Origin of the sequence: Aneurinibacillus danicus (assembly GCF_007991215.1) — a bacterium.
In the GTDB taxonomy this organism is placed as follows: Bacteria; Bacillota; Bacilli; order Aneurinibacillales; family Aneurinibacillaceae; genus Aneurinibacillus; species Aneurinibacillus danicus.
Map to the genome: position 1 here is coordinate 1 of NZ_BJXX01000046.1, position 17,167 is coordinate 17,167.

Sequence of the window (17,167 nt, forward strand, 5' to 3'; positions counted from 1 at the left end):
TCTCATTTCCTCTTTCTCTCCTTCTTTCCTCACGATTTTCACATAAAAAGGCGGAGCCGCAGGGTTCCGCCTTTTTATGTAAGAAGATGTTACGATTCAATGCCGGCAGCAATATGCGCGGCGATTTCCTGCAAGTCGCTCGGCGTGTATTGATCGTTATGCTCTTGAAACACCGGATGGAATCCGTCTTCTTTGCCGTAGCGCGGCAGAATATGCATATGGTAATGGAAAACGGTTTGTCCGGCGACTTTGCCGTTGTTATTCAGCAGGTTTACTCCTTCTGCGTTGAACTGTTTTTTAATCGCGTTGGCAATTTGGGGTACGCAGGCGAACAGGTTGGATGCGACTTCAGGCGTTAGCTCGAAGATATCTTGCCGGTGAATCTTAGGCACAACGAGCGTATGCCCTTTAGTAACCTGACTGATGTCTAGAAATGCTACCACATGCTCATTTTCATATACTTTGGCGGAAGGAACTTCTCCTTGAATAATTTTGCAAAAGATGCAGGTTGGATCGTGTGACATCGTATCATCCTTTCCGTTTTCTTTCTATTCTATCATTATTTGTTTACAGGATAAATATAGGAGGTTGCTCATTATAAGACTGTTTATGTTTAATGCTAAAATGCATTTGTTGATTCTAAAATGCATTAAATAGATTATTCAACAAAAACTTAACTAAATCATTTATCATACAATTTTTGTTTCTCTTTTTGATGCATGTATGCATTACACCGTTTTGACTTATCTGATTTTTATACATTTTTAAAATTGGTACAATATTTGCTATGCAATATTTTGAAGTTTAAAATAAAACGTATTGTTTCAGGCAGGAGGAACGTGGATGGCAAAAGGGATGGACTTATCGATTCGGAAGGCGACCAAGTATTATGGAAGTTTCAAAGCGGTCGACAGCATAAGTCTGGATGTCAGAAAGGGTGAGTTTCTTACCATTCTGGGGCCTTCCGGATCAGGAAAAACATCGTTGCTTAAACTCATTGCCGGTTTTGAAGAAGTCAGCAGCGGAGCGATTTATTTGAACGATCAGGACATTACAAAGAAGAAACCGTACGAACGGGACATTGGGATGGTGTTTCAAAATTATGCCCTTTTCCCGCATATGACAGTAGCCGAAAATATTGCGTATCCACTTACACTGCGCAAAGTACCAAAACATGAAATTCGCGAGCGAGTTCAACGGGTACTGGACATGGTTCATATGGAGCATTTGGGGAGCCGATACCCGAAGCAGCTCAGCGGGGGGCAGCAGCAGCGTGTCGCGATTGCCCGGGCGATTGTTTTTAACCCGCCGCTTTTGCTGTTGGACGAGCCGTTGGGAGCGCTCGATAAAAATCTACGAGAGCGCATGCAGCTTGAAATTAAGCATATTCAGGAGAAGATTGGGATTACCACGATTAGCGTGACGCATGACCAGGAAGAGGCATTGACTATGTCCGATCGAATCTGCGTTATGAATCACGGACGCATCGAGCAAGTTTCATCGCCTGAAGAACTGTATCAACTGCCGTGCAACCGCTTTGTAGCCGAGTTTATCGGCGAGATCAATTTGTTGGGAGGTGAGGTGACAAAAAGAGACAGAGATAGTTCGGTCGTACGGCTATTAGACGATACCTCTGTCGTATTTTATGCGCATGGGACGAAGCCGGAACAGGAGAAAGTATTTATCGCACTGCGTCCGGAAAACATTCATCTGGCCCGCGAGTCCGGTGAATTTGAGAACACACTTCTGGTTCAAGTACAGGAAAAAATTTATCTGGGAGAGTCAATTAAGCTAAAAGCCAAAACGGCGTTTGACCAGGAGATGACGGTTCGAGTACCGGTGGCAAATGCGGCACAGCTTGCAATCGGCCAGGAAATTCTGCTGGGATGGAGCAGAGCGGATATGATTACAATTCCGTACGAAGCGGACGCCAGCTAACACAAAAAGGGGGATGGGAACCATGAAGAAAAAGAAGAGAAGATTATTTGCAGGATTGCTTACTCTCGCGCTTAGCGTAACGATGACTGCCTGCGGTGGCGGAACAAGCACAGACAAAGTGGCTTCTGCACCGGAGGGCAAAAAAGCACAGGAGCTGGTGGTCGTAGACTGGGGCGGAGCATCTTCAGAAGCGGCCAAAAAAACCATATACGAGCCGTTCGAGAAAGCTAACAATGTGAAAATTACCGTCGTGTCCCCGACAGATGTAGGTAAACTGAAAGCCATGGTGCAGAGCGGCAGCGTCGAATGGGACGTCGTGAACAGCGACACGGACGTTGCACTCCGTCTTGAAAAAGAAGGTCTGCTTGAAAAGCTCGATTATAACATCATCAAAAAAGACGATATCTATTCGAACCTTGTAACGGATTACTCTATAGGATTGCAAGTGTATTTCACCAATATTGCATACAATACAGAGGCGTTTAAACCGGGCAGCCAGCCGAAAAACTGGGCAGAATTCTGGGATACGGCCAAATTCCCCGGACCTCGTTCGCTATACAAAAATCCGGTAGGTACGCTGGAAGCAGCCCTGTTGGCTGATGGCGTAGCACCGGATAAGCTGTATCCGCTCGATGTGGACCGCGCATTCAAAAGCCTTGAAAAGATTAAGAAAGACGTGAAAGTCTGGTGGGAAGCAGGCGCCCAGCCGCCGCAGCTGCTCGGCACGAAAGAAGTGGTACTCGCTTCTGCATGGAACGGTCGCGTCTCTGCTGCCAAAGCGCAAGGCTCACCGGTTGACAACGAATTTAGCCAGTCGCTTGGTATGGCTACATCCTGGGTTATTCCGAAAGGTGCGCCGCACAAAGATCTGGCACAGAAATTTATTGCTTATGCGATTTCCCCTGAAGCGCAGGCCGCCTACTCCAATGCCATTGACTACGCACCGACCAATAAAAAGGCGCTGGAAAAGCTATCAGATGACGTGAAGAAGCGCATTGGCCAAACGCCGGAACGCGTAAAGTCGCAAATCTTTATCGATAATCGCTGGTGGGTGGATAACTACGACAAGATTAACGAGCGTTTCAACAAATTCATGCTTGAATAGACAGACAGTGCCAGGTTGAAGGAGGCGTGAAGAGATGACTACAAAACTAAAGACAGAGGTACCGGTGCCTTCCCTGGCACCTCCTCTGCACCGTTTGGTCGGAATTCCGGGATTGAAATGGCTTCTTTTGTTAATTCCTCTCGCATATACGGTGCTTTTCCTCTACTATTCGATGATAAGTGTCCTAAAGCTTAGCGTTTATGATGAAAATGGTTTTACGCTGGAGTATATTCGACAGGTATTTACCGAACCGCTGTATCTAAAAGTGCTGGGCGTAACACTAAAGACTGCATGTATCGTAACGGTGGCAACCCTTCTTATTTCATATCCAATCGCATATTTGCTGGTTGTAATGGAATCACAGCGGTGGAAGAAGGTTGTCATGTCGCTTGTTATGATTACGTTATGGATTAGCCTGTTGGTGCGTACGTTTACCTGGACGGTCATTCTCCAGGATCAAGGTGTGATTAACAAAATGTTGATTTCGCTGGGACTCATATCGGAACCGATAAAACTTCTATACAATACGACCGGAGTTGTTGTTGGAATGACGCACATTTTGATTCCATATATGGTGCTAAGCCTGTATGCGGTCATGGAAGGAATCGATCGCAGGCTTGTGCAGGCGGCCCAGGGGATGGGAGCGCGCCCCTGGCAGGCGTTCATTCAGGTATTCTTTCCGCTTTCTTTACCGGGCGTATTGTCAGGCTCCCTCATCGTATTTGTACTCGGGCTTGGCTACTTTATCACGCCAGCACTGTTAGGTGGACAGGGGAATATGATGATTTCCAAATTGATTCAAGAAAACATACAGACAACGCTGAACTGGAGCATGGCCTCTGCCATTTCTCTTGTACTTCTTCTGGCAACGTTCTTGCTTCTAGGGTTGGCGGCCTGGGTATCCCGCATGTCTCCTCTGCTGAAAGGAGAGAAATAACATGTGGCTGCGCATTTACGTTGTCCTTATCCTTTTTATCATTATCGCTCCTATTCTCGTACTAATTCCTCTGTCATTCAGCTCGCAAATAACATTTACGTTTCCGCCGCCGGGCTATTCGGTGAAATGGTATGAAGCGTTTTTTGATAATTCCCAGTGGATGGATGGATTATGGCGCAGCGTGATTACTGCGCTGCTCACCGCAATTGTGGCTACGGTTATTGGCACGATGGCTTCGCTTGCGGTGCATCGATTGGAGTTTCCGGGGAAGAAAATTTTTACCAACCTTATCGTAGCCCCAATGGTTATTCCCGTTATTGTTGTCGGGATTGCCATGTACCATACGTTTTCTATGTATAAGCTGACCAATACGATTCCAGGGCTGGTATTGGCGCACTCCATTCTTGCGCTTCCCATCGTCTTCGTGACGGTATCGGCAAGCCTGAAAGGCATAGATCGCAATCTGGAATTGGCGGCATTGAGTCTTGGTTCAACACCGATCGGCGTATTTTTCAAAATTACGCTGCCCCTGATTCGCTCAGCGGTGATTGCCAGCGCGCTGTTCGCATTTATTACATCGCTCGATGAAGTTGTTGTTTCCATTTTCATTGCGGGAGCGCAGACAAAGACTCTTCCGATTGTTATGTGGGAAAACATGCGGACCCAGGTTGACCCGACCATTGCGGCCGCTTCCACTCTACTCATTATCGGTACGGTCGTATTGTTTGCTTTCCAGGGGTTTACACGTTCCAAACAAAAAACAATGTAATATGATGCTCATGAAGTCTCCGTTTTACATGGAGGCTTTTTGTATTTTTCTCCTTTACGTTGTATTTTTGATGCGAATTCGCATTAAAACAATGCGATATAGCATTTGAAACCAACAAAGTTAAAATTAATACTTCTATTATAATTATTCAGTATATTACAATAAAATTGAATGCAAAATTGCATTAAAAAATTCATGTCCTTCTCTTAAAATCCCTTATAAATCAAGTTTTTAATTTTGGCATGGTAGTTGCTATGTTAAAAGGTGAGGAAGATAGAAGAGGAGGGCGGAAAAGCGGGTGAAAATATTGGAAGCTTATGTGGCGCCGAATATTGATAAATTAGTCCGTCAGATGCCATACGGTTTGCTCGTCCTTTCACCGGACGGGTTTGTCACAGGCTGGCAGGGCGAAATGGAGAACTGGTTTTTATTTAAAGAAAATGATGTTGTACAGAAACACCTGGCTGACGTCCTGCCTCTTGTTTTTTCTTCCTATGAATCGTTCTGCCGTATTGGACAGGATTACTGGGAGACGCAGATTCGAATGCCTTCTTTTTCGCTGCGCGGAGAATGGAAGCGGTATGAAGAAGGTGGTGTTCACACAGCGGATTTTCTTGTCCTTAGACGCGATGACCAGTATTTTGAGCTGGAAAACATTTTTGATACGTCGTTTGACGAAATTCTCGTTACAGATGGAGAGGGGCGCATTTTACGCGCCGGACCGAAAAGCGAGCAGTTGTATGGAAAGAAGATGGAAGAGCTTCTTGGCATGAAGACGACGGATTTGGCTGAGGAAGGCGGTTTTACGCCGAGTCTAACACCTGAGATCATCGAGAAGCGCACCAAAGTATCGGGTGTGCAGGTCGCTGCGAATGGCAAAAAGCTGTATGTTATCGGCAACCCGGTATTTAACCCGGATGGGAGCATTCACCGCATTATTTTTAACTCGCGCGAGTATGAGGAAGTGGAAATGCTGCGCCAGCGTCTGGAGACAACGGAAAGTCTACTGGACGCATACCGGATCGAGCTTGAGAAGCTTAAGCGGAACAAAGGAGAAACGCAGGCCGACATGGTCGTGCTGTCTCCTGAAATGCAGCAGATTTACCAATTGGCTGAGCGGGTAGCCCATGTAGACTCTACGGTGCTAATTATCGGGGAGTCCGGAGTCGGGAAAGGCATGATCGCCCAGCGTCTGCACCGGGCAAGTCACCGTCATGACAAGAATTTCGTGCATATCAACTGTGGTGCGATTCCGGAAACGCTGATTGAGTCCGAGCTGTTCGGTTATGAGAAAGGGGCATTTACGGGCGCGAACACCGCAAAGAAAGGTGTGCTTGAGATTGCGGACGGAGGGACGGTGTTCTTGGACGAAATCGGGGAAATACCGGTAAATGTGCAGGTCAAGCTGTTACAGTTTCTGCAGGACAATACGTTCCGCAGGCTGGGAGGCAACCAGCTGCTGACTGTAAACACCCGGATTATTGCCGCCACAAACCAGGATTTGCGGAAGTTAATTGCGGAAGGGCGTTTCCGCGAAGATTTGTTCTACCGGCTGCATGTCATTCCGATTTCCGTTCCCCCCCTACGGCGGCGTAAAGAGGAGATTCCGGCTCTTATCCAGCATTTCGTGGCGCGTTTTGCGAAGAAATACGGACTTGTAAAGACATTCCATGAAGACACCATCGAATTATTGATTTCATACGACTGGCCGGGCAATGTGCGCGAATTGGAGAACATGGTGGAACGCTTGATTGTTACCAGTGAAGGGAGCGAGGTTCTTCCTCATCACCTTCCCGTGAACATTGCAAGAGATAGCGGCGGTTACCGTGCTGCGCCGATGATTAAAGTCAAAGGACTTTGTCCGCTTAAGCAGGCGGTAGAAGAAGTAGAAAAGCAGCTCCTCACGATGGCATACGATAAGTATGAAAATACGTATCGCTGCGCTGAAGTATTAAAGGTCAATCAGTCTACGGTAGTACGCAAGTTAAACAAATATTGGGGAGCAAGAAAGGGAGAAACAATATGACAACGGATATGAAAACCATGCCAGGTCAAAAATCGGTGCAGCTCCATGCGCGCCGCCAGAATGCAGTTGCAATAGGCCCGTATCATGTAACGCCGTTATATGTAGGTTCTGCGCAAGGCGCTACCATTATAGATGTGGACGGCAATGAATTAATTGACTTTGCCGGTGGCATTGGCATGCAGAACGTGGGGCACTGCCACCCGAAAGTGGTACAGGCCATTCAAGAGCAGGCGGCGTCCTCCATTCATAGTTGCTTCCATGTAATGCCATATGAAAGCTATATTGAACTTGCGGAGAAATTAAATGAGAAAACACCTGGCCGCTTTAAAAAGAAAACGATGTTTGCCAACAGTGGGGCGGAAGCGGTAGAAAACGCGGTGAAGATTGCGCGAAAAGCAACCGGGCGCAGCGCTGTTGTGTCTTTCGAACGCGCTTACCACGGCCGTACGCTGATGACTATGTCGTTGACAAGCAAAGTAAATCCGTACAAGCAAGGCTTTGGCCCGTTTGCCCCGGAAACATATAAACTTCCGTATCCTTATTATTACCGCGCGACGCAGGGCATGCTGCCGGAAGAAGTGGATGAACAAATCTTGAATTACTTTGAACAGTTCTTCTTAGGCGAAGTGGCGCCGGATAACGTAGCGGCCGTTATTATGGAGCCGGTACAGGGCGAAGGCGGCTTTATTGTTCCGTCTGCGAACTTCATGCAAGGCGTTCGCCGCATATGCGACAAATACGGCATTATCATGATTGCCGATGAAATCCAGACCGGCTTTGCGCGTACAGGCAAACTGTTTGCAATGGAAAATTACGGCGTGGCCGCCGATATTACGACATTGTCCAAATCGATTGCCGCAGGTATGCCGTTGAGCGCAATTACAGGCCGTGCGGAATTAATGGACGTTCCCGGACCCGGACAATTGGGCGGTACGTTCTCAGGAAGCCCTGTCGCATGTGCCGCAGGCCTCGCCGTGCTTGATGTGATTGAAGAAGAAAATCTTGTGGAGCGTGCACAGATTGTCGGAGGCCGCATGATGGACGCATTCCGAAACTGGCAGGACAAATACGACATTATTGGGGATGTACGCGGGCTCGGCGCGATGGTAGCAATGGAGCTTGTTACAGACCGCGCGACGAAAGAGCCGGCGAAAGAAGCGACCGCCAAAGTGGTCAGCGAATGCTGGAACAACGGACTGCTCGGTTTAAGCGCCGGTATTTTCGGCAATGTTCTCCGCTTCCTTCCGCCGCTTGTTATTACGGATGAGCAGCTGGAGAAAGGTCTGGGCATTCTGGAGCAGGCGATTGCGACAGCATCTAAATAAATTCTATAGATGGGAGAGAGAGCCATGCGTTACAACAACTACATCAACGGACAATGGAAAGAGCCTTCAACCGGAGAATACAGTGAAAATCAGAATCCTCATAACCAGGAAGAAGTGTTGGGCGAATTCCCTATAAGCGCGGCGGAAGACGTACACGAAGCGATCGCTGCAGCAAAGAAAGCATTCCCTGTCTGGAAAAAGCTCTCTTTCCAGCAGCGTGCCTTCTATCTGCAGAAAGCGGCAGATATTTTAAAAACGAATCTCCAGGAAATAGGCCGTGACCTGACACTGGAAGAGGGAAAAACGCTGGCCGAAGGTATCGGGGAGACACAGCGTGCGATTAGCATCCTTGAGTATTACGCAGCGGAAGCTCGCCAACCTGTGGGAGATGTTATCCCTTCCGCAAATCCCGAGACGTTCCTGTACACCACACGTGTACCGGTTGGACCGATCGGTTTGATTACACCGTGGAACTTCCCGATTGCCATTCCGGTGTGGAAAATAGCGCCGGCTCTTATTTACGGCAATACCGTTGTCATTAAGCCGGCGGACATTACTCCAAAATCAGTCTGCCACGTTATGAAGGCGTTTGATGAAGCGGGCATCCCGGCCGGTGTGATTAACTGTGTGTTCGGACGCGGATCTGTCGTAGGCGCGGAGATTGTTGAACACCCGGACATTAAGGCCATTTCATTCACCGGATCCAACCAGGTAGGTTTGCAAATCCAGGATCGTGCGACCGCCAAGGGCAAGAAGGTACAGCTTGAGATGGGCGGTAAGAACCCGCTGATTGTACTTGCGGACGCAGATGTAAACAAAGCGGTAGAGATTGCCGTTAACGGTGCGTTCCGTTCTACGGGTCAGAAGTGTACGGCGACAAGCCGCGTCATTGTTGAAGCGGGCATTTATGAGGCGTTTCGCGATCGGCTTGTGGAGCGCGTAAAGGGATTAAAAGTGGGCAATCCGCTGGACGACAACACATTCATGGGACCGGCCGTTTCTAAAACACAGCGTGACAGCGTAATGGCGATGATTGAGACCGGTAAGAAAGAGGCGACGCTGCTGTGCGGCGGAGAGGCGCCTGCGGATGAAGAACTGGCAAACGGCTTCTACGTGCAGCCGACCGTATTTGAGAATGTACCGGTCGATGCCAGAATTGCACGCGAGGAAATTTTCGGGCCGGTTATCGCGCTGTTTAAGGTGAGAAGCTACGAAGAAGCGGTTGAGATGGCGAATGACACGGAATACGGTTTGAGCGCGGCCATTTGCACGAACAATTTCACACTGGCCCAGCGTTTCGTAGATGATATGGATGCGGGGATTGTACACGTGAACTCGGAAACGGCAGGTGCTGAGCCGCAGGTACCGTTCGGTGGCTGTAAGAATTCCAGTACCGGCTCCCGTGAGCAAGGCAAAACTGCAATTGAATTTTATACGCAGATAAAAACGGTCTATATGGATCGGATGTAAACCACCTTTTGCGGCGGAAATTGACAGTACGCAAAATGGAAAGGTATGATCAGGAGAAATAAATTTCTCCTGGAAAGTGGTGTTGCAGGGATGTTTACAGGCAAAACGTATTTTATTGCGGGTCACGCCCGCCTGCCGCAGGGAATGGCGGCGCGCAGCATTTTTGATACGCTTACGATTACGGTGGAAGCGGACGCAAAATATCATGTGATTCTCGAAGCTTCCTGTACGCTTGCTACAGATCATGGCCGGGATTTTATCGGCCAACTGTTGCGCGGATGCAGTCTGCAGGACGGAATCGATGAGCTTAGCCGGCGGATTGCGGACTATTACCAAGGAAAAGCCCAGAATGCGCTGGTGGCTGCGCTTCGTGATCTTCATAATCAGTATTTGCTGTATATTCAGAAATCTTCAAGTTAAAAACGCATCACGCTTTGTCCTGACATTGTATCCTTTCAACATCAAAGCATCACTTCTTGTACAGGGCAAAAGCGAGACAGGATGAGGAGCCGGCGGTGGAGATCTGACTCTATCTTGCTTTACTCCATCGCCACGGCTTTTTCATTCACCAGGCTTCGACTTTTGCTCTTGTTTTTTGCAGACTAAATTTATACTGTAAATTCTAAATTTTTTATTAAATCTGTTTTTTTTTAGCAGTATTTTCAGTTGACTTTACTATGTTTATTTTAAAGGGGTGGGATTTTGGCTAATCAACAACAAGAACTGCACAAGGATTTAAAAACAAGACACGTAACGATGATTTCAATCGGTGGGGTTATCGGCGCCGGATTATTCGTGGGAAGCGGCTCGATTATTAATTCAACAGGGCCCGCTGCCCTCGTATCCTATATCCTTGGTGGGCTAATGGTCGTTTTTGTGATGCGTATGCTTGGAGAAATGGCTGTGTTAAAGCCTGACAGCGGCTCTTTCTCCACATATGCACATCAATCCATCGGACCGTGGGCCGGATATACAATCGGATGGTTGTACTGGTTTAATTGGGTCATTATTGTCGCGATTGAGGCAACCCTGGTCGGTGCGATGATTCATGATTGGATACCTTCAATCCCGGTGTGGGTGGGAAGTTTAACGCTAACCCTTTTGATGACGATTACAAATATTTATTCCGTTAAATCGTATGGAGAATTCGAATACTGGCTGGCGTTTACTAAAGTGGCCGCGATTGTCGTGTTTCTGTGCCTGGGTGTCGCTATGATATTCGGATTAGTACCGGGTATCAAATCACCGGGGCTTACGAACATTATCGGAAACGGCGGATTCTTTCCGCAAGGAATTTTGCCTGTTTTTCTGAGTGTTGTCTTTATTACGTTCTCTCTTGTAGGAAGCGAGGTTGCTGCCATCGCGGCCGGAGAATCGGAAAATCCGGAAAAGAATGTCATGAAAGCGATAAACAGTGTAGTATGGCGTATTCTTTTGTTCTTTGTCGGTTCCGTGGCCATTCTGGTTACCGTTCTGCCGTGGGATGACAAGGAATTGATGAAAACTCCATATGCAAGCGTATTTGATATGGCGGGTCTGCCGGCAGCGGGAACCATTATGAATATTGTTGTCTTCATCTCGTTGCTTTCAGTTTTAAACTCGGGGCTTTATACAAGCTCACGCATGCTGTATTCCCTGGCACAAAAAGGAGACGCCCACCGTATATTCCTGCGGGTGAATGAAAGAGGCGTACCTGTCTGGGCGGTACTGGCAAGCACATTGTTTGCTTACGTTTGCGCCACATTTAAATTCATGTCTCCGGATAAATTGTTTGTGTTCCTGGCTAGCAGTGCAGGTGGTGTAACGATGATTGTGTACATCTTTATTGCCATTTCACATATTCGCGAAAGAAGAAAAATTGAAAAAGAAAATCCGGCGGCTCTTAAAGTGAAAATGTGGTTGTTTCCGTATTTAACATACGCAACGATCGTTGCGCTGGCCGCCATTTTTGTGGCTCAGGCTTTCATCGAGGACATGCGTTTACAGTTCTACCTGACTTCACTCATTTTCGTTCTGGTCGTCGGCTCCTATTTTATGTTTTACCGTGCGAAAGGGAATACGTCACGACCGGAACAAAAAGAAATAAAAAAATCAAGAAAAATTGTATAAAAGATTATTGACAGAATGTTAACAATACGATAGGATAAAGACATAAGCACAGTAGAAAATGTCAGAACTTGCAGAGAAGTTTCCCTTCTCGCATTCCGGTTTCTGTCTTACCTGTGGAATTAGTAAAGCTTATTAATGAACTGCATGAATCGCATAATACAGACTGTCTAGTTTACTGCCCTTCGAGCAATCGAAGCCGTTTCGTAAATAAGAGCCAGTTATACTATCTATCCTTCAGATAATGGAGGGAGAAGTGTAACTGGCTTTTTGTTTTATGCGGGAGACTACCAAACGGCTGACCGAATGCAAGAACGAGCAGGGAAGGCGGCCGGCCTCCACCCCGGCCGGTCGCCTTACAAATATAGAAGCAAATTAAAAAGATGCAAAATGGAGGAGGAATTAAGCATGACAATTGCAACAGAAACAAAAGTGGAAATGAAGTATCTTACCAAGCAACCAGGCTATGAAATCATGCCGCATCCGCAGCACAAAAGAATGTACCATATCCAATTGGATAATCAACTGCTTCAGCAGTTCTTTGCAGGTTGCAAAGATGTAAGTGAACAAGTGCTGCAATATACACCGTATGCCCGTCAGGTGCTTGCGTACCAGTTCAGAGAATTATTCGGTCAGTCGTTTATGCAAAACATTCGTGATATCCTCAATGAGCGCGAAACCGGGGGCTTCACCATCGGCGTACAGGGTCAAACAGAAGAAACCGAGGAATTCGTGAAATTCGCAACTGCATTAACGCACTTAATCGGCATTCCAAACTTTGATGCGATGACAGGCACATTCTATGCACGTTTTACGGTGAAGGACACCGATAACAGCGACTCCTATCTGCGCCAGGCATACCGCCTGTTCACACTTCATACAGACGGTACATTCGTTGACGAGCCGACCGACTGGCTGCTGATGATGAAGATGGACGAGAAGAATGCGAAGGGCGGAGAATCCCGTCTCCTTCACCTGGACGATTGGGAAGACCTTGATAAGTTCAGCAAGCATCCGATTGCCAGCGTGAAAATAACGTACAAAGCGCCGCCGAGCAAAAACGTACAGCAAACCGTAGAGCGCACGACGTTCTACGAAATCAACAACAAGCCGTGCATTTGCTTTATCGACCAATTCGCATATCCGGAAACGATTGATGAGGCGATGTACTTAAAAGAGATGTCCGAATCCCTGGAGAATTCTCCGGCGACGCATGCTCTGAAACTTCCGGTTGGCGACCTGGTTATGCTGAACAATACGTTCTGGATGCACGGCCGCGCAGCATTCGAGAAGCATCCGGAACTGCATCGTGAGTTGATGCGCCAGCGCGGATATTTTGCACGCGTATGATATAATAAAGGAGAATAGAAAAGAGGATGATGAGAGAGGACGATGTAAAGGGAGGAAAAAGCGAACGCTTTTTCCTCCAATAAATCGTCCTTATCTCTCCCTTTCAATTCTTAACTTCAATATTCTAATAATCAGGCAGGTCCTTCCCATGAAGACCTGCCTTAGGTAGCATACATGGCGAGATTTTTCGAACCACGAAAGAATGCCGATATCTTTAAAGTAGATTTATATAGGAGGAAGACAGCATGTATGATTTTGCGATAGTCGGTGGAGGGATTGTAGGGTTGTCGACCGGAATGGCGCTGACAAAGCGGTATCCCGGAGCGAAAATTATCATGATTGAAAAAGAGAAGGATTGGGCTCGCCACCAGACCGGGCATAACAGCGGTGTAATCCATTCCGGGATTTACTATAAACCGGGCAGCTATAAGGCGCGCTTCGCACGCGAAGGCAATGCCGCGATGGTGGAATTCTGTAAAGAGCATGGCATCGCCTACGACGTATGCGGTAAGGTTATTGTGGCCACGGAGCCGAAAGAGCTGCCGCTGCTTGATAATTTATACCAGCGCGGTCTGCAAAATGAGCTGAATGTAAAGAAAATCGATAAAGAAGAACTGAAAGAAATTGAGCCGCATGTAGCCGGACTGGCAGCCATCCGCGTACCAAGCTGCGGTATTGCTGACTATAAAGGCGTATCCCGCACGTTTGCGCGCATCATTCAGGAAGGCGGCGGTGAGCTGCGTCTTGGCACAAAAGCGGAAAATATCGCGGAAGAAGCGAACAAAGTGACAATCGAAACAAACCGCGGCACCATCGAAGCGCGCTTCCTCATTAACTGTGCGGGGCTACATAGTGACCGCGTGGCAAAAATGACCGGCATGAAAACAGGCATGAAGATTGTTCCGTTTCGCGGTGAATATTACGAACTGGTGCCCGAGAAACGCCACCTCGTTAAGCACTTGATTTATCCGGTGCCGAATCCTGATTTTCCGTTTCTCGGCGTTCATTTTACCCGCATGATTAACGGAGAAGTGCATGCAGGTCCGAATGCGGTTCTGGCATTTAAACGTGAAGGATACACCAAGAAGGATATCGATATAAAAGACGTGTTTGAGGTATTAACATATTCAGGCTTCTGGAAAATGGCCATGCCGAATATGAAAGAGGGCATGAAAGAAATGGTACGCTCCTTCAGCAAGCAGGCGTTCCTGCACAGCTTACAGCGTCTTATCCCTGAGCTAACGGAGAAAGACATTGTCCCGACTCATGCCGGCGTACGCGCACAGGCGCTCATGCACGACGGAAGCATGGTGGACGACTTCGCCATCTTCTCCGGTAAAAGTTCCATGCACGTATGCAACGCTCCGTCGCCGGCGGCTACCGCTTCGATTAAGATTGGCGAGGAGATTGCGAATCGGGTGCCGGAAAGTCTGGAATTCAGAATAAAAGCGCATGTCGTACCGGCGGTTTCGGTATAATAAAAAATAGAAAATAGGCAAAACCCGGTCATGAACCGGGTTTTTTGTTATAGTGTAGGAAAAACTCGCGAGGCGTGTGCCGACCGTTTGTCTTCGATGTGGAAAAAGGACGAGCGGCAACGTCCGCGAGTTTTTCTCATTGATTTTGTGAATGAAATTATAGGAAAAGTTATACTTTATACAAATCGAGAAATTTATTTGTTACAATAAATAAAGCAAGATGATAAATTTTATCAAGAAATAAAGGGGAGATTAGCTGTTGGAGTATGTACAAGAGTATAAGCGGGCCCATAAAAAGCTGACCAAAGCGAAGATTGCCAAACGCACCTTGTTTATTGTTCTGGGGGCTTGCCTGGTGGCCATCGGCCTGGAGATTTTTCTGGTGCCCAACCAGATTATAGATGGCGGTATCGTAGGCATTTCTATTATCCTTTCTCATTTGACGGGAGTAAACCTTGGTGTTTTTCTTTTTGTGTTGAACCTTCCTTTCCTTATCATGGGATACAAGGAAATCGGGAAGACGTTTGCCATCTCTACGCTACTGGGTGTAACGGTTATGTCGATTGGTACATCCTTTCTTCACCCTGTATCGGAACTAACAGAAGATCCGTTGTTGGCTGCGGTATTCGGTGGAATTATCCTGGGCATCGGCGTGGGAATGGTCATCCGCTACGGCGGCTCCCTTGACGGAACGGAAATTGTTGCGATTATGTTTAATAAGAAGCTCCCGTTTTCGGTGGGGGAGACGGTCATGGTCTTCAACATTTTCATTCTTGGAAGCGCGGGTTTTGTATTCGGCTGGGACCGGGCGATGTATTCGCTGATCGCATACTATATTGCATTTAAAATGATTGATGTAACCATTCAGGGCCTGGACGAGTCCCGTTCCGTGTGGATTATCAGCGACAAGCACCGGGAGATTGGGGATGCGCTGCTGGCCCGTCTTGGACGCGGTGTTACCTACTTAAACGGAGAAGGCGCCTACACGGGGGAGGATAAAAAGGTCATCTTCTGCGTCATCACCCGTTTGGAGGAAGCGAAGCTGAAATCAATTATTGAGGACATTGATGAAAAGGCGTTTCTGGCCGTCGGCTCGATTAACAATGTGAAGGGCGGAAACTTCAAGAAGCGGGACATCCACTAACCCATGAGTATGAAATAAGCGTAAAAAGCAATCTATGTTTCGAAACACGGATTGCTTTTTTCTGTGAAAATCATGAGAAAAGAAAGAGGAGAAGAGGAAAAAGATCAAGGGAAGAAAAAGGCCTTCGCCTTTTTCCTCCATCTTATTTGTTCTTCTTCCTTCACCTCTCTTATCTCTCACCACTATATAAATGTTGAAACATCAAACGTTATCTATATACAGATCCAAGAAGGAGGAGCGGGCGTATGAACCTGACAAGCGTCCTCATTACCCATGTCCGAATTTATGCAGAACGGCAAGTGATTAATGAAGGATATATTGTGCTCCGGAACGGAATGATTCATGAAGTCGGAAGGATGGTTGACTTTAAAGAAAAAGAAACGTACGACAGGGTGTTTTCTTTTTCGAATGACCATGCTTTGATTCCCGGCATGATTGACCTGCATATTCACGGAGCGGCCGGAGCGGATGCGATGGATGCCACGTCCGAGGCACTGCGCATCATCGCGGAACACCTGCCGGGGGAAGGCACTACAGCCTTTCTTGCGACTACGATGACGCAGGAGGCGGAAGCGATCGAGCGGGCGCTTTCGAATGTCGCCGCCTATCGTAAACAGGCAAACGGGCCGGGGATGGCGGAGGTGCTTGGCGTGCATCTGGAAGGTCCGTTTCTCTCGCCGAAGCGGGCGGGCGCCCAGCCTGCGGATAAGATGCTTCATCCGGACATCGATTTGTTTGAGAAATGGCAGGGGATTGCGGACGGAGCGATTAGGCTGGTTACGGTCGCGCCGGAGCGGTCAGGCGGCATGGAGTTTGTATCTCATCTTGCTCGCAGCGGTATAGTAGCGTCCGTTGGCCATTCGGATGCCACATACGAGGAAGTGGCGGAAGGCGTGCGGCACGGACTTAGGCACGCCACCCATCTGTTTAACGGGATGCGAGGGTTGCACCATCGTGAGCCGGGGGTGGCCGGTGCGGTGCTGCTTCATCCGGAACTGCTTGCGGAATTGATTGTAGACGGTATTCACGTCCACCCGAAAATGGTGAAACTGGCTTACCGGCAGAAAGGCAGAGAAGGGCTGATTCTCATTACGGATGCGATGCGTGCCAAATGTTTGGGTGAGGGCATATATGAGCTCGGTGGCCAGGAAGTGGCCGTCCGGGGAGGACAGGCACTGCTTGCGGACGGAACGCTCGCCGGCAGCATCGTCAAGATGAAAGACGCCGTTACGAATATGCTGCGTTTTACCGGTTGCCCGCTCGAAGACATTGTCCATATGACCGCCGTCAATCCGGCGAAGCAGCTCGGACTGTTTGCCCGCAAAGGAAGCATTTCTCCCGGAAAAGACGCCGACCTTGTCGTTTTGGACAGGAAAAATGAGGTTGTTCTTACGATATGCCGCGGGCAAATCGCCTTTCATGCATGTTGAAATATTGTTATAGTATAAATCGTAGAAATCCCATTGACGCTTTACCGAAAAAGATTTACAGTTAGGCTATTGTATTGAAAAAACACAGA

14 protein-coding genes are annotated in these 17,167 nt (G+C 47.8%); 13 read left to right on the forward strand and 1 reads right to left on the reverse strand.

Annotated features, from left to right (window positions below; translation table 11 throughout):
• Positions 1-89: 89 nt before the first annotated feature.
• Positions 90-524 carry an HIT family protein gene (locus tag ADA01nite_RS04780; RefSeq protein ID WP_146808793.1) on the reverse strand — a complete coding sequence of 145 codons (435 nt, stop codon included), beginning with the start codon at positions 522-524 and terminating at the stop codon, positions 90-92.
• A 319-nt stretch (positions 525-843) separates the two neighbouring features.
• Here ADA01nite_RS04780 and ADA01nite_RS04785 point away from each other — a divergent pair, with 319 nt between their 5' ends.
• The 13 genes from ADA01nite_RS04785 (at position 844) to nagA (ending at position 17,078) form a co-directional block, all read left to right on the forward strand.
• Positions 844-1,938, forward strand: coding sequence for an ABC transporter ATP-binding protein (locus tag ADA01nite_RS04785; RefSeq protein WP_146808795.1), 1,095 nt, complete (start codon positions 844-846; stop codon positions 1,936-1,938).
• Positions 1,939-1,960: 22 nt separating this feature from the next.
• On the forward strand, positions 1,961-3,043 hold the full coding sequence (locus tag ADA01nite_RS04790) for an ABC transporter substrate-binding protein (protein ID WP_218029532.1): 1,083 nt from the start codon (positions 1,961-1,963) through the stop codon (positions 3,041-3,043).
• Positions 3,044-3,077: 34 nt separating this feature from the next.
• Positions 3,078-3,980, forward strand: coding sequence for an ABC transporter permease (locus ADA01nite_RS04795; RefSeq protein ID WP_146808797.1), 903 nt, complete (start codon positions 3,078-3,080; stop codon positions 3,978-3,980).
• A 1-nt stretch (position 3,981) separates the two neighbouring features.
• The gene (locus ADA01nite_RS04800; protein ID WP_146808799.1) at positions 3,982-4,749 is read left to right on the forward strand and encodes an ABC transporter permease; all 768 of its coding nucleotides are present in this window, start codon (positions 3,982-3,984) and stop codon (positions 4,747-4,749) included.
• A 298-nt stretch (positions 4,750-5,047) separates the two neighbouring features.
• Entirely contained in the window at positions 5,048-6,775 is a 1,728-nt protein-coding gene (locus ADA01nite_RS04805) for a sigma 54-interacting transcriptional regulator (RefSeq protein WP_146808801.1), read from the forward strand.
• A complete protein-coding gene (gene gabT, locus ADA01nite_RS04810; RefSeq protein ID WP_371863535.1) occupies positions 6,772-8,100 on the forward strand; it encodes a 4-aminobutyrate--2-oxoglutarate transaminase in 1,329 nt (442 codons plus the stop codon). Before ADA01nite_RS04805 ends, gabT begins: the two co-directional genes overlap by 4 nt.
• 24 nt (positions 8,101-8,124) lie before the next feature.
• A complete protein-coding gene (locus ADA01nite_RS04815) occupies positions 8,125-9,570 on the forward strand; it encodes an aldehyde dehydrogenase family protein (protein WP_146808803.1) in 1,446 nt (481 codons plus the stop codon).
• A 90-nt stretch (positions 9,571-9,660) separates the two neighbouring features.
• Positions 9,661-9,990, forward strand: a complete 330-nt coding sequence (locus ADA01nite_RS04820) for a DUF3870 domain-containing protein (protein ID WP_146808805.1) — start codon at positions 9,661-9,663, stop codon at positions 9,988-9,990.
• Between the two features lie 282 nt (positions 9,991-10,272).
• Complete coding sequence (locus tag ADA01nite_RS04825; protein WP_146808807.1) at positions 10,273-11,679, forward strand: amino acid permease; 1,407 nt, start codon at positions 10,273-10,275, stop codon at positions 11,677-11,679.
• Between the two features lie 405 nt (positions 11,680-12,084).
• Positions 12,085-13,026 (forward strand): glutarate dioxygenase GlaH, encoded by a 942-nt coding sequence (glaH, locus tag ADA01nite_RS04830; protein WP_146808809.1) that lies wholly within the window; start codon positions 12,085-12,087, stop codon positions 13,024-13,026.
• A 245-nt stretch (positions 13,027-13,271) separates the two neighbouring features.
• The gene (lhgD, locus tag ADA01nite_RS04835; protein ID WP_146808811.1) at positions 13,272-14,504 is read left to right on the forward strand and encodes an L-2-hydroxyglutarate dehydrogenase; all 1,233 of its coding nucleotides are present in this window, start codon (positions 13,272-13,274) and stop codon (positions 14,502-14,504) included.
• Positions 14,505-14,760: 256 nt separating this feature from the next.
• Positions 14,761-15,648, forward strand: a complete 888-nt coding sequence (locus ADA01nite_RS04840) for a YitT family protein (RefSeq protein ID WP_146808813.1) — start codon at positions 14,761-14,763, stop codon at positions 15,646-15,648.
• 245 nt (positions 15,649-15,893) lie between these two features.
• A complete protein-coding gene (gene nagA / locus ADA01nite_RS04845) occupies positions 15,894-17,078 on the forward strand; it encodes an N-acetylglucosamine-6-phosphate deacetylase (RefSeq protein ID WP_174760591.1) in 1,185 nt (394 codons plus the stop codon).
• Positions 17,079-17,167 lie beyond the last annotated feature (89 nt).